Source organism: Sphingomonas phoenicis (assembly GCF_047238005.1).
Classification (GTDB): domain Bacteria; phylum Pseudomonadota; class Alphaproteobacteria; order Sphingomonadales; family Sphingomonadaceae; genus Sphingomonas.
The window spans coordinates 753,153-766,905 of the sequence record NZ_JBDFMC010000002.1 but is presented as its reverse complement, the minus strand read 5'-3'; the positions used below and the strand labels follow the sequence as shown (position 1 = coordinate 766,905).

Annotated in this window: 13 protein-coding genes and 1 other RNA gene; 10 read left to right on the top strand and 4 right to left on the bottom strand. The window is 68.7% G+C overall.

Features of this window, described 5'->3' with window-relative positions; genetic code table 11:
- Positions 1–2 precede the first annotated feature (2 nt).
- Together rpoH and ABC319_RS04735 are read right to left on the bottom strand one after the other, a co-directional pair.
- The gene (rpoH, locus tag ABC319_RS04740) at positions 3–908 is read right to left on the bottom strand and encodes an RNA polymerase sigma factor RpoH (protein ID WP_413069124.1); all 906 of its coding nucleotides are present in this window, start codon (positions 906–908) and stop codon (positions 3–5) included.
- 62 nt (positions 909–970) lie between these two features.
- Positions 971–1,918, bottom strand: a complete 948-nt coding sequence (locus tag ABC319_RS04735) for an RluA family pseudouridine synthase (RefSeq protein WP_413071614.1) — start codon at positions 1,916–1,918, stop codon at positions 971–973.
- 43 nt (positions 1,919–1,961) lie between these two features.
- Between ABC319_RS04735 and ABC319_RS04730 the strand changes: the two genes are divergently transcribed.
- The 10 genes from ABC319_RS04730 (at position 1,962) to ABC319_RS04685 (ending at position 11,427) form a co-directional block, all read left to right on the top strand.
- A complete protein-coding gene (locus ABC319_RS04730) occupies positions 1,962–2,381 on the top strand; it encodes a M67 family metallopeptidase (RefSeq protein WP_413069123.1) in 420 nt (139 codons plus the stop codon).
- A complete protein-coding gene (locus ABC319_RS04725) occupies positions 2,378–3,058 on the top strand; it encodes a histidine phosphotransferase family protein (RefSeq protein ID WP_413069122.1) in 681 nt (226 codons plus the stop codon). Before ABC319_RS04730 ends, ABC319_RS04725 begins: the two co-directional genes overlap by 4 nt.
- 66 nt (positions 3,059–3,124) lie before the next feature.
- Entirely contained in the window at positions 3,125–5,440 is a 2,316-nt protein-coding gene (locus tag ABC319_RS04720) for a chemotaxis protein CheA (RefSeq protein WP_413069121.1), read from the top strand.
- Positions 5,437–5,865 (top strand): chemotaxis protein CheW, encoded by a 429-nt coding sequence (locus ABC319_RS04715; RefSeq protein ID WP_413069120.1) that lies wholly within the window; start codon positions 5,437–5,439, stop codon positions 5,863–5,865. Before ABC319_RS04720 ends, ABC319_RS04715 begins: the two co-directional genes overlap by 4 nt.
- Before the next feature lie 85 nt (positions 5,866–5,950).
- A complete protein-coding gene (locus ABC319_RS04710) occupies positions 5,951–6,316 on the top strand; it encodes a response regulator (RefSeq protein WP_413069119.1) in 366 nt (121 codons plus the stop codon).
- Positions 6,317–6,344: 28 nt separating this feature from the next.
- Positions 6,345–7,406 carry a chemotaxis-specific protein-glutamate methyltransferase CheB gene (gene cheB, locus ABC319_RS04705; protein WP_413069118.1) on the top strand — a complete coding sequence of 354 codons (1,062 nt, stop codon included), beginning with the start codon at positions 6,345–6,347 and terminating at the stop codon, positions 7,404–7,406.
- On the top strand, positions 7,403–8,266 hold the full coding sequence (locus ABC319_RS04700; RefSeq protein WP_413069117.1) for a CheR family methyltransferase: 864 nt from the start codon (positions 7,403–7,405) through the stop codon (positions 8,264–8,266). Before cheB ends, ABC319_RS04700 begins: the two co-directional genes overlap by 4 nt.
- A gap of 56 nt (positions 8,267–8,322) precedes the next feature.
- A complete protein-coding gene (locus ABC319_RS04695) occupies positions 8,323–9,012 on the top strand; it encodes an N-acetylmuramoyl-L-alanine amidase (protein ID WP_413069116.1) in 690 nt (229 codons plus the stop codon).
- A gap of 11 nt (positions 9,013–9,023) precedes the next feature.
- Positions 9,024–9,411, top strand: an RNA gene (gene rnpB, locus ABC319_RS04690) — RNase P RNA component class A.
- 48 nt (positions 9,412–9,459) lie between these two features.
- Positions 9,460–11,427, top strand: coding sequence for a hypothetical protein (locus ABC319_RS04685; RefSeq protein WP_413069115.1), 1,968 nt, complete (start codon positions 9,460–9,462; stop codon positions 11,425–11,427).
- Positions 11,428–11,468: 41 nt separating this feature from the next.
- On the opposite strand, the gene ABC319_RS04680 is transcribed toward ABC319_RS04685, so the two are convergent.
- Together ABC319_RS04680 and ABC319_RS04675 are read right to left on the bottom strand one after the other, a co-directional pair.
- A complete protein-coding gene (locus ABC319_RS04680) occupies positions 11,469–12,104 on the bottom strand; it encodes a carbonic anhydrase (RefSeq protein WP_413069114.1) in 636 nt (211 codons plus the stop codon).
- On the bottom strand, positions 12,101–13,696 hold the full coding sequence (locus ABC319_RS04675) for a SulP family inorganic anion transporter (RefSeq protein ID WP_413069113.1): 1,596 nt from the start codon (positions 13,694–13,696) through the stop codon (positions 12,101–12,103). Before ABC319_RS04675 ends, ABC319_RS04680 begins: the two co-directional genes overlap by 4 nt.
- Between the last annotated feature and the right edge of the window lie 57 nt (positions 13,697–13,753).

Here is a 13,753-nt window from a genome sequence, read left to right as displayed (position 1 = left end):
CGTCAGGCGGCCGTCAGCAGCCGCTTCTCGCCGGCCAGCCGCATCATCGCCTTTTGCAGCTTCTCGAATGCCCGCACCTCGATCTGGCGCACGCGCTCGCGGCTGACGCCATAGACCTGGCTCAGTTCCTCCAGCGTCTTGGGATCGTCGGTCAGGCGGCGCTCGGTCAGGATGTGCTTCTCGCGGTCGTTCAGGTCGTCCATCGCCGACACCAGCATGCCGTGACGCACGTCGGCCTCCTGCTGGTCGGCGACCACCTTGTCCTGCAAGGGGGCGTCGTCCTGCAGCCAGTCCTGCCACTGCCCCTCGCCATCCTCGCGCATCGGCACGTTCAGCGAGGTGTCGCCGCCCATCGCCATGCGACGGTTCATGCTGACGACGTCGCTCTCGGCCACGCCCAGATCGGTCGCGATCTTGGTCACGTCCTCGGGACGCAGATCGCCGTCCTCGAAGGCGTCGAGCTTCGATTTCATGCGCCGCAGGTTGAAGAATAGCTTCTTCTGCGCTGCGGTAGTGCCCATCTTCACCAGGCTCCACGACCGCAGGATATATTCCTGGATCGACGCGCGGATCCACCACATCGCATAGGTGGCCAGACGGAAGCCGCGATCGGGCTCGAACTTCTTCACCCCCTGCATCAGGCCGATATTGCCCTCGCTGATCAGCTCGGACGTCGGCAGGCCGTATCCGCGGTAACCCATGGCGATCTTGGCGACGAGCCGCAGATGGCTCGTCACCAGCTGCGCCGCGGCCTCGGTATCGCCATGCTCCTGGAAGCGCTTGGCGAGCATATATTCCTGCTCCGGCTGGAGCAGCGGAAACTTGCGTATCTCGGACAAATAGCGGTTGAGGCTCTGCTCCCCGCCAAGGGCAGGGATCGTCGCCGGGACGTTGCTGCCTTTTGCCATGATCGATCCCTTTCTGGTCGGAACGCACCCTGCCGCAGTGCAGCGGTCGGGGCTCCTGGTTTCTATACGTGAAGCGTGGTGAACAGTTCCTGCATATCGGCAGGCATGATGCTTTCGAACGCCAGGGCATCATGGGTTATCGGATGAATGAACCCCAGCCGGGCGGCGTGCAAGGCTTGCCGCCGGAAACCCAGCGTCTCCAGCGTCGCTCGCGTCCGGCCGCCCGATTTGCCATAGACCGGATCGCCGAGCAGGGCATGACCGATCGATGCCATGTGCACCCGCACCTGATGCGTGCGGCCCGTCTCCAGCCGGCACTCGACCAGCGCGGCTCCATCCAGCCGTTCCAGCAGACGCCAGTGCGTCACGGCACGCTTGCCGCCCGGGACGATCGCCATCTTCTTGCGGTTGTGCGGGCTGCGGGCCAGCGGCGCATCGACGCTGCCGCTCGCATCGCGCAGCATGCCGCCCACGATCGCGCGATAGCGACGATCGATCGAGTGGTCGGCGAACTGCCTGGCCAGGCCGACATGCGCCCGGTCGGTCTTCGCCGCCACCATCAGCCCCGATGTGTCCTTGTCGATCCGGTGGACGATCCCCGGCCGGGCAACCCCGCCGATCCCCGACAGCGACCCGTCGCAGTGATGCAGCAGCGCGTTGACCAGCGTACCGTCGAGATTGCCGGCGGCAGGATGAACGACCAGCCCGGCCGGCTTGTCGACGACGATCAGATGTTCGTCCTCGTACGCGACGACCAGCGGTATGGCCTGCGCCTCGTTGTGCGCGGGTTCGGGATTGGGGACGGCGATGGCGAACGCCTCGCCCGAAACGACCTTGCGCGCCGGATCGCGCGACAGGATGCCGTCGCGCTCCACGCGGCCGCCGGCGATCAGCACCTTCAGACGCTCTCGAGAGAGCGTCGGCACGGCGTCCGCCAGCGCGCGATCCAGCCGCCAGCCATCTGCTATCGGTGCGATCACTGCCTGGATAATGGAGACCCCCCGGTCCATGGAGAGGAAGATGGTGGCGACGGTAACGATTTCAAGCGCTGCGATGGGCTGCATCCGCACGGCTGTGGCGGTGGAACCGGACCGCGAGGTGTGCGGCCTCCTGCTCGGCGCGGGCAACGCCATCGTCGCAGCCGAACCCTGCCGCAACGTCGCCGCCGATCCCGCCACCCGGTTCGAGATCGATCCCGTTGCGCTGCTCGCCGCGCATCGCCGCGCTCGCGCCGGTGGTCCCGGTATCGTCGGCTGCTATCACTCGCACCCGGCCGGGCGCGCCGATCCGTCGCCGCGGGATGCGGCCGATGCAGCGGCAGACGGAGCGATCTGGTTGATTGCCATCGATGACGAGGTCAGGGCCTGGCGCGCCGTACCGGACGGCGCGCTGCATGGCCGGTTCGACCCGCTGGCGTTGCACTGCGAAGCGGGAGCGGCCAGTACGGCCCTGATGAACGAGGAAAACCGATGACCATCAGCCCGGTCGATTTCGCCAGCCTGCTCTGCTCGCGCCTGTGCCACGATCTGCTGTCGCCGGTCGGAGCGCTCAACAACGGGCTGGAACTGCTGGCCGACGAGACCGATCCGGCAATGCGCCAGCGCTGCATGGAGCTGCTCGCCGACAGTGCGCGCACGTCCGCCAACAAGCTCAAGTTCTTCCGCCTCGCCTTCGGTGCGGCGGGCAGCTTCGGCGAGAGCGTGGATCCGGCCGAGGCGCGCGGTGCGATCGAGGGGCTGTTGTCCGATGCCCGGCGCACGACGCTGGGCTGGCTGGTCGAGGCGGCGTCGCTCCCGAAGACGGCGGTGAAGGCGTTGCTCAACCTGTCGCTGATCGCCAACGAGGCGCTGGTGCGCGGCGGTACGCTCGACGTCGGCGCCGAGCAGGGGGAGGCCCAGCTGGAGATCGTCGTCCGCATCGCCGGCCCCCGGATCATGCTCGATCCGGTCCTGCGCTCGATGCTGGTCGAAGGTCCGGGCGACGAGCCGGTCGGCTCGCGCTCGGCGGCGGCGTTCCTGGTCCACACCTTGGTCGCGGAGGCGAACGGCGAGGTGCTGGTGTCCGAGCCGGCCGAGGGCGTGATGATCTTCGGTGCCGTCCTTCGACCGCCCACAGGCTCGCTCGCGGCGGTGCCGGCGATGGCGGGGTAAAGTCCGCCTTAACTCCTTCCCGGCCATGGGCTGCGTCATGGGCGTTCAAGACCGCCCCGGAGGCCCATGGACGACCTGCTGCAGGAATTCATCGCGGAGACCCGAGAGACGCTGGACGCGCTGTCGGGGGAGATCGTGCTGTGGGAGGCGAACCCCGCCGATCGCGCGCGGCTGGATGCGATCTTCCGTTTCGTCCACACCGTGAAGGGAAGCTGCGGCTTCCTCGACCTGCCGCGCCTCGGCCGGCTTGCGCATTCGGCGGAGGACGTGCTGTCGGCCGTGCGTGAGGGGCGGCGCATGCCCGACACGGCACTGGTCAGCGCGGTCCTCGCCATCGTCGATCGCATTGGCGAGCTGACGGAGGCGATCGCCGGCGGCCAGCCGCTCGACGACATGACCGAGGATTTGCTGATCGCCGCCCTGGCGGAGGATGCGACCACGCCCGCCGCCATCGTCGCGCCGGTCGTCGCCGCCAACGGCGCGCGCGTGGCGAGCAGCAGTGTCCGCCTGGCCGTCGACCTGCTCGATCGCATGATGGTCGGCATGTCGGAAATGGTGCTGGCCCGCAACGAACTGGCCCGCCGCCTGCGCGAACATGCGCTGGATCCCCGCGTCGAGGGCGCATTGGAACGCCTGTCGCTGACCGTCGGCGAGATGCGTGATACGGTTACGCGAACCCGCATGCAGCGGATCAGTGCGCTCTTCTCCGCCCTGCCGCGGATGGTACGCGACACCGCGAACTCGCTCGGCAAGAACGTCGCGCTCGATATCGAGGGAGCCGATGTCGAGCTCGATCGCGAATTGATCGAACTGCTTCGCGATCCGCTCGTCCACATCATCCGCAACGCGGTCGACCATGGCATCGAGGCTCCGGCGGACCGCCGCGCTGTGGGGAAACGCGATACGGGACGGCTGATCGTCTCCGCCCGCCAGACCGGCAACCAGATCGTGCTGGAGATCGAGGACGACGGCCGCGGGATCGACGAGGCGCGGCTGGTCGCCAAGGCCGCGGCGACCGGCTTGCGTACCGAGCGCCAGCTGGCCGCGATGAGCGATGCCGAGCGGCTGGAGCTGATCTTCGAGCCGGGCCTGTCCAGTCGCGACGTGGTGACCAGCATCTCCGGTCGCGGCGTCGGCATGGACGTCGTCCGCGCCAATATCGAGCGGATCGGCGGGCGGGTCGCGCTGCGGAATCGGCCGGGCTCGGGATTGACGATCGAGCTGCAGGTGCCGCTGACCCTTTCGATCATTCCCACCATCGTCGTGGCGATCGGCGGCCAGAACTTCGCCCTGCCGCGCCAGTCGATCGAGGAGATCGTCGCGCTCGGCGGCTCGGCGGTGCGGCTCGACACGCTGGGCGACTCGACCATCGCGACCGTCCGCGGGCGCCGCCTTCCGGTCGTCAGGCTGGGCACGCTGCTGGGGATCGCGGGGACGAGGATGACCGCGCTGGCGATCGTCGCGACCCGCGACGGCCACTATGCGCTGGGTATCGACGAGGTGCTGGATACCGAGGAACTGGTGGTCAAGCCGGTGGCGCCAGCAGTGATGGCGACCGGACTTTACGCCGGCCAGACGCTGCCGGACAGCGGCGATCCGCTGCTGTTGCTGGATGGCACGGGCGTTGCGGCCGCGGCCGGACTTCAGTTCTCGCCCATGACCCACGACGCCGACGCGCAGGAGGTGGAGCAGGAACGCGGCATCGCCGCGCTGCTGTTCGACGATCTGGACGGGATGCGTCGTGCCCTGCCGCTGGTTGCCGTCGACCGCGTGGAGACGGTGCCCTGTGCCGCCATCCGGCGCACCGGCGGCCGGCTTCACCTGTCGCTGGACGCGGGCGTGATCCCGGTGTTCTCGAATGGCGACATGCCGGTGTCGGGCACCGTCGCGGTCGTCCGCCTCACCGATGGATCGAGCGAATACGGCTATCTGATCGGCGACGCGCAGGAGATCGTCACGCTGCCTGCCCATGCGGCGCCGGCCAGCGGCCGCCCCGGTATCGCCGCGGTCGTGATGATCGCCGGCGAGCAGGTGGAACTGGTCGACGTCCACGCGCTGTTCGCCGGCGAACTGGCCCCGCCGGCGGAACGGCCGCTCTGCCTGCTGCGCTGCGACGGCTCCGGCTGGATGGACACTTTCCTGCGGCCGGTGCTGGAGGCATCGGGCTATCGCTGCACCAGCCGCCTCGCCGATGAGGAGCTGGCCGACGTGACGCTGGCGATGGCCGATGGCGGCGATCGCCCGGCCGAAACGGCACCATCGTCTCCCGTCGTCTATCTCAGCCGCCAGCCGGGTACCGCCGGAAGCGATGCCATCTACCGATACGACCGCGCCGCGCTGATCGCCGCGGTCGCCGCCAGTGCCGGGGGGCGAACCGCGTGACCGAGTTGTTCCTGATCGTCCGCATCGCCGAACGGTGGATCGCACTGCCGGCCACCCAGGTCGAATCGGCGGTCGATATCGGCACCATCGTGCCGGTGCCGCGTGCGCCGGCGACGATCCGCGGGCTGGCGGCGTTGCGCAGCCGTGTCGTCACCGTGATCGATACCGGCGCCGCGCTCGGGCTGTCGCCCGGATCGCAGGCGACCCGCGCGGTGATCGCGCAGGTGCAGGGGCATCACTACGCCCTGTTGGTCGATGCGCTGGACGATGTCTTCGCGCTCGAGCGCCTGCCCCTGTCTCCCGGACTGGCGCTCGACGGGGCCTGGGCGGCGTCTGCGTGCGGCATGGTCGATCGCGGGGGTGAGCCGCTGCTGATCCTCGATCTGTCGCGGCTGGTGCCCGGCAACACTGCGCTGGCGGCATGACGGAACGGCGATCCGGTCGCGGCAATTAAGCGGACGCTTACCCTTCCGGTGCATGGAGGGTGACGACGGTAAGGAAGGCAGTTTCATGAAGACGTGTCTGGTGGTCGACGATTCGAAGGTGATCCGCAAGGTCGCCCGCCACATTCTGGAAACGCTCGACTTCGAGGTGCGCGAGGCGTGCGACGGGCGAGAGGCGCTCGATGCCTGCCTGTCCTCCGCGCCCGACGTGATCCTGCTCGACTGGAACATGCCGGTGATGAGCGGAATGGAATTCCTCCTCGCGCTGAAGGAATCGGAGGTCGCCTCCCGGCCGAAGGTCGTGTTCTGCACGACGGAGAACGGCATGGCCTATATCCGCGCCGCGATCGAAGCCGGCGCCGACGAATATGTCATGAAACCGTTCGACCGCGATACGCTGGAGAGCAAGCTCCAGATCGTCGGATTGGCCTGAACCGCAAGATATCACAGGCCGCACGGCCATGCCCGCCCTGTCGCTTGCCGGCGATGCACCCCTGCCGCGCGTCCTGATCGTCGACGATTCGGTTGTCGCGCGCGCGGTGATCGCGCGTTTGGTGGAGGGCAGCGGCCGGTTTCTGGTGGCCGGCGTCGTCGGGTCCGCCGCCGCCGCGATCGATTTCGCCGCGCGTGAGCGGGTCGACCTGATCCTTCTCGATGTCGCGATGCCCGGCATGGACGGGCTGACCGCGCTTCCCGAACTGTTGGCGATCGGGCAGGGCGCCCGCGTCATCATCGTATCATCGTCCACATCGCAGGGTGCCACCGCGACGCTCAAGGCCCTCGCCCTGGGGGCCGCCGATACCGTCGAGAAGCCGGCGGCCGCGGCGATGTCGGGCAATTTCGAACGCTCGCTGCTCGATCGCATGGAGCGGCTGAGCGGCGGGGCCGCGCCACCATACTTCGCGCCCGTCACGCCGCGGCCCGCGCGTACGGCGATCGAGCCGGCGGCGTTCGACGTGGTGCTGATCGGCGCGTCGACCGGCGGCATCCATGCGCTCAGCGTCGTCCTTCGCGACCTGCCCGCCAGCCTTCGCCAGCCGATCGTGGTGACCCAGCATCTGCCCTCGTCGTTCATGCCCTATTTCACCGCGCAGCTGACTACGATCGCCGGCCGCCCGTGCGAGGTCGCGACCGATCGGATGCGGCTGCGCCCCGGCCATATCGTCGTCGCGCCCGGCGACGCGCATGTACGCTGCGTGTCGACCGGTGAGGGCACCGGCGCGGTCCGGTTGACCCGTGAGCGGGTGAGCAGCGGCTGCCTGCCTTCGGTCGATCCCATGTTCGCCTCCGGTGCGGAGGCGTTCGGCGCCCGCACCCTCGCCATCGTACTCAGCGGCATGGGCCGCGACGGGGCCGAGGGCGCACGCCGGGTTCAGGACGCCGGCGGGTGCGTGGTGGTCCAGGATGCGGAAAGCTCGGTCGTCTGGGGCATGCCGGGCGCTGTCGCCGCGCTGGGCCTGGCCGATGCGGTGCTGCCGCCCGACGCCATTGCGCGCCTCCTCGTGACCGGACAGCGCGCATGACGCCGCGGGTGCAGGCACCACCGGTGATCTCGCAGAACGCGATCACCGTCCTGTCCGCGCTGCTGGAGGCGCGGACCGGCCAGCAGCTCGCCAGCTATCGCTCGTGGCGGCTCGACGTCGCGCTGAAGCCCCTGGTCCGCGACCGCGGTCTCGATACGCTCGACCAGCTCGTCGCGTTGCTGCTGGAGGGTCATGACGCCGCGATCGGCGACCGGATCGTCGATGCGCTGATGAACGGGGAGAGCTCGTTCTTCCGCGACCAGCCGGTCTTCGACCTGATCGGTGACGCCATGCTGGCACGGGCGAAGGCGCTGCGGCCGGGCCGGCGGCTGCGCCTGTGGTGTGCCGGTTGCGCCACCGGTCAGGAGCCGCTGTCGCTGGCGATGATGTTCGCCGACATGGTCGAGCAGCACGGCATCGCGATGCCCGAGATCGTCGCCACCGACGTGTCGGAGACCGCGCTCGTCCGCGCGCGCGAGGGGCGCTACACCCAGTTCGAGATCCAGCGCGGCCTGCCGATCCGGCGCATGATGCGCTGGTTCGACAGCGACGGGGCGGAGTGGGTGGCAAAACCCGATCTGGTGCGCATGGTCCAGTATCGCCGCCAGAACCTGGTCGGCGATCAGCTCCCGCCCGGGCGGTTCGACGCGGCGCTGTGCCGCAACGTGCTCCTGTATCTGGCGCCGGCGATCAAGGCGCGCGTCTTCGTGAACCTGGCCGACGTGCTGGTGCCCGGCGGCGTCCTGGTGCTGGGGGCGGGGGAGACGGTGATCGGCCAGACCGGCCTGTTCGAGCCCAGCCGCAGCTTTCGCGGCCTCTACGAACGGGCCGGTGCCGCCTCCGGCCGGATCCCTGCCTGACCCGCGGCGGTCATGACTTGCGACGCGGCGCCACATCGGCCAACCACCGGGGTGCCATGACCTTCATCGAGACCCCGTCACCCAATTGGGACGAGCGCACGCTGCCGGTCTCGATGATCGTCCTCCATTATACCGGCATGCAGACCGCGCGCGACGCGATCGGCCGGCTGTGCGATCCCGATGCGAAGGTCTCCAGCCACTATGTCGTCGACGAGGACGGCAGCATCCATCGTCTGGTGGCGGAGGAGCGGCGCGCCTGGCACGCCGGCCGCTCGCACTGGCGCACCATCGACGACGTCAACTCCGCCAGCATCGGGATCGAGATCGTCAATCCCGGCCATGACTGGGGGTACCGGGATTTCCCCAAGGATCAGGTCGATGCGGTGATCCGGCTGGTCGCCGACATCAAGGACCGGCATCAGATCACCCGCGGCAACGTGGTCGGCCATTCCGACGTGGCGCCCGCCCGCAAACGCGATCCGGGCGAGCTGTTTCCGTGGCACAGCCTGGCCCGCCTTCGGCTGGCGTTGCCGCGACCGACCCGCAACCTGATGGATCCGCAATGGACTGAGGCGGGGTTTTGCCTGGCGCTGGAGCGGTTCGGCTACGACGTCACCGACCGGATGGCCGCGATCATGGCGTTCCAGCGCCGGTTCCGGCCCGAGCTGATCGACGGAGAGATCGATGCCGAGTGCCGGATGATCCTGCTCGCGCTGCTCCTTCCCAAACCCCTGGGGGACGAGTAGGGGGAGGGCGGCCAGAGGATCGGGCGACCGCGGCCTCCACGCAGGTGGAGGGCGAGGAAAGTCCGGGCTCCGCGGAACGACGGTGCCGGGTAACGCCCGGCGGGGGCGACCCCAGGGACAGTGCCACAGAGAGCAGACGGCGACCGCTTCGGTGACGTCAGAGTGAAAGGGTGCGGTAAGAGCGCACCGCGCGACCGGTAACGGAAGCGGCAAGGTAAACCCCACCGGGAGCAAGATCGAATAGGGGTGGCATGGAGCCCTCGGGCTCCGGGGCGTGTTCCCGCCCGCTACCCGGGTTGATTGCTGGAGGCGGCGCGCAAGCGTCGTCGTAGAGGAATGGTCGCCCATTTCCGCACTGTGCGGAAGGGACAGAACCCGGCTTACAGATCCTCTGGCCAAATCGCCGTCCGTCCGCCAACCTCACCGCCTTGAGGGGTGGGGAACGCGATGACGATGGGTATCGGGGCGGCGCTATGGCTGTCCACGGCGGCGATAGCTACCGCGCAGGCGCCGGTCCGCACCATCCAGCAGGATTTCGAATCGGCGGCGGCGCTCGATACGGCGCCGGACGCGGCGCCCGCCCTTGCCGCATGGCAGGCGCTGGAACGGCGGACCGCGCCCGGCAGCCGCAATCGCGCGATCGTCACCGTCAGGATGGGCGATGCCCTGTTCCGCCTGCATCGGCTGGACGAGGCGTCGGCGGCGCTGCAGGCGGGGCTCGCCGCGCTGCCGGTCGGCGATGCCAGTTTGCGCGACGATCGGGCCAGGGCATCGTTGCTGCTCGGCGCGCTTGCGCGCGAGGTGCTCGACTATGCCGGTGCCGCGCGATGGTTCGCGCAGGCGGAGGAACTGTCTGCGGACACCGGGGCCAAGCTGTCGGCGGCGACGTCGCTGGCGCAGGTGCAGGTGTTCGTCGATCCCGCTGCGGCGGCGCGCACGCTCGCCCGTGTCGACGCGCTGGCCGCGACGCTGACGCTCGACAGCGATGCGAAGGCGCTGATCGCCCGGCGGCATGCGGCACTGATGATGAACACCGGCGACACCGCCGGTGCACGGACGCAGGCGAGCTACGCCGTCAGTACGCTGGGCGGGTTGACCTCGCGAACCCGGTGGAACGATGTCGCTGCCCGGTCCGATGCGGCGATCGCCTATCTGCTGGCCGGCAACCGCGACAAGGCACGCGAATATATGGCGATGACCGGTGCCGGCCGGCTGTCCAAGGGCGAGTTCAATCCCGCCGCCCAGATGCAGGCACCCGATTGCGGTGGAGAGGCGGGGCTGAAGCCCGCCGACATGGCGATCGTCGAATTCGGGATCGGCGACGACGGCCGGGTCGTCGCGGTCCAGCCGATCTACGCGGCCGGCGGCGGCAACGTCGCGCTCGAATTCGCGCGGGCGGTGCGCGGCTGGTCGTGGCCGGCGAGCGAGGTGGCGGCGATCCCGCCCTTCTTCCGCCGCGGTGCTCGGGTCGAGATGCGCTGCTCGACCGCCTTTTCCCGGCCGTCGATCGCCGACAGCCTGGATGCCCGGCTGGAACAATGGCTGGTCGAGCAGGGAACGCCGGCACCGTTGCTGCCCGAGGTGGCGGACGCCGCAGCCCTCCCTGGCCAGCGCACCGCCCTCGCTGCTGCCATGGCGGTGTCGCCCGACTCGCTCGCGACGTTGGGCGCTGCCTATCGGCTCGCCGGCAACCGGGTCATCCCGCGCGAGGAGAGCGCGGCGCTCTACGCACAGGCCGCGGCGATCGCCGCGCGCCGCAAGGCACCACCGCTCGCGCGGCTGGCGCTGGACCTGCCCGGTCGCACCCGCCTGCTGGTCGACGAGTGGAAGGACGGCGCCTTCGCCAGCGTCGCCGTTCCGTTGTCGAGGGAGGCGTCCTATGCCGCCGATCCGCAGGTTCAGGCGGCGATCGGGCTGATGATCGCCGACAGTCGCTCGCGTAGCCGCAACAGCGAGTCCGCCGTGCTCGACCTGCTACGGCCGATCGCGGCCGACGGTCGGCTGGCGCGGAACGATCCGTTCCGCGTCGGTGCGTTGATCCGCATCGCGTCGCTGGAGCAACGCCGCGGCGCCGTCGATGCCGCACGGGCCACCTTCGCGGCCAGCGGCCTTTCCGCCGATCAGTGCGCCATCCTGGATGCGCCCCCGAAGATGATCGCTGATCCGGGCGCCAGCATCTTCCCGATGGAAGCGCTGCGCTGGGGCTTCGAAGGCTGGACGATGGTGCAGTACGACATCGCGGCGGATGGGCGGACCGCCAATGCCCGCACGTTGCTGAGCTATCCGCCCTTCATCTTCTCGCAGGCCGGTAGCGACTTCGTCACCAGGGCCCGTTTCGCCAAGACGTTCCGGCCCGACGGCCAGCTCGGATGTGGCGGAACGACCCACCGGATCGTCTTCAGGATGCCGGACTGACCGGCGGCGGGCGTACGTCGGGTCCGCGCGCCGCCGGTCGGTCAGATCAGCACCGGCTCCGGCCGCCCGACCTCTTCCAGACGGGTCGTCCGGTCGATCTCCATCAGCGGCTTCAGCAGTCCGTCGCGAATGTCGTACACCCAGCCGTGCAGCGTCAGCTCCCGGCCGGCGGCGAAGGCGTTCTTCACCGTCTCGGTATTGGCCAGGTTGATCAGCTGGTCGCGTACGTTCATCTCGACCAGGCGGTCGACCTGCTGGGCGGCGTCCAGCGGCTCCAGTTCGTCGGCATGGGCGTGCCTCACCGCCCGCGCACCCTCCAGCCACTTGTCGACCGGGCCGGTGACGCCACCCGCCAGTGCCGCCTTGATGCCGCCGCAGCCGTGATGGCCGCAGATGACGATGTTCGGCACTTCCAGCACGTCGACCGCATATTGCAGCACCGACAGCAGGTTCAGGTCGTCGCCATGCACCAGGTTGGCGATGTTGCGGTGGATGAACATCAGGCCGGGCAGCGACTGCGTCTTCTGCTCGGGACTGACCCGGCTATCGGAACAGCCGATCCACAGGAACTGCGGCCGCTGCCCGGCGACCTGGCGGCTGAAGAAATCGGCGTTCTCGTCGGTCAGCTCGGCTGCCCAGGCACGGTTGGCCAGCAGCAATTGCTTGGACATTCTCATGAGAACAGAACCTCGGACAGGGGCGCGCGGATCATCAGGGCGGTGCGATTGGCGATGTCGCCGCGGATGATCACGTTGATGTTGCGATACTCGGCGTTCTTGATGAAGGCGTTGATGATGTCGACATTGTCGAGGTCGACATAGTTGGTCGACGTCAGGTCGATCATCAGGTTGGCGCCGTCCGGCACCATCGCCAGATCCTTCTGCAGCTCGTACTTGTGGATGAAATACAGGTTGCGGCGGGCGCGGACCAGCCAGTCGTCGCCGTCGTGCGCCACCGTGATCGCGGTACGGAAGTTGCGCGCGATCACGAATCCGAAGCCGACGACCATTCCGATCAGGATACCCTCCAGCAGATCGGTGAACAGGATCGCCAGCACCGTGACGACCAGCGGCACGAACTGCGTCCAGCCCTGCTTGAAGCGCTCCTGGAACAGCTTCGGCTTGGTCAGCTTGTACCCGGTGGCGATCAGCACCGCGGCCAGCGCCGACAGCGGGATCAGGTTCAGCAACACCGGGATCAGCGCCACGGAGAGCAGCAGCCAGGTGCCGTGCAGCACCGTCGACAGCTTGCTCTCGGCGCCGGCGTCGACGTTGGCGGAGGAGCGGACGATCACCGAGGTGACGGGCAGGCCACCGATCAGGCCGGATACGATGTTGCCGCCGCCCTGCGCCATCAATTCCCAGTTCTTGTCGGTCGTGCGGCGCTGGGGATCGATCTCGTCGACCGCCTTCACGCTCAGCAGCGATTCGAGGCTGGCGACGATCGCCAGCGTGATCGCCGTCGTCCACACCGCGCCCATCCCGATCGCGGAGAAATCGGGCAGGGAGAACAACGAGACGAATTCGGATGGATTGGCCGCGATCGGCACCTGCACCAGATGGCGGTCCAGCAGCTTCCACTCGGGCTTCAACACGCCCAGCAGCGCGTTGCCGGCCACGCCGATCACCACCACGACCAGTGGCCCCGGTACGAAGCGCAGCGGGCCTTCCTTGGGCCGGGCGCCATCCCACCAGAACAGGAAGGCCAGGCTGATCCCGGCGATCAGCATCGCGCCCGGCGTCACCGATCCCGTGACGCTGTTCCACAGGCGCGAGAAGGTGTTGACGCCGTCGCCGGTGGTGAATTCGAAAATGCCCTCCGCCTCTGAGTCGTAGCCCACGGCATGGGGGATCTGCTTCAGGATCAGGATCAACCCGATCGCCGCCAGCATGCCGGTGATGACCGACGACGGTACGAACTCGGCCAGGATGCCCGCGCGGGTGAACGAGAAACCCAGCTGCAGGACGCCGGCCAGCATCACCGCCAGCGTGAACACCTGGAAACTGGGCAGGCTTTCGATCGCGGCCAGCACGATCACCGTCAGGCCGGCGGCCGGGCCGCTGACCGACAGCGGCGATTTCGACAGTCCGCCGACGACCAGTCCGCCGACCACCCCGGCGATGATCCCCGCGAACAGCGGCGCCCCCGACGCCAGCGCGACGCCCAGGCACAGGGGCAGGGCGACCAGGAACACGACGATCGACGACGGAATGTCGGCACGTGCCGTGGCGAGCAGCGATCGGGATTGTGTCGGGGGAGAAGTGGTCACCGGGGCTCCTATGGCTTCACGACGGATCACTTGTCCCGAAACGGACGTGAACGCAAC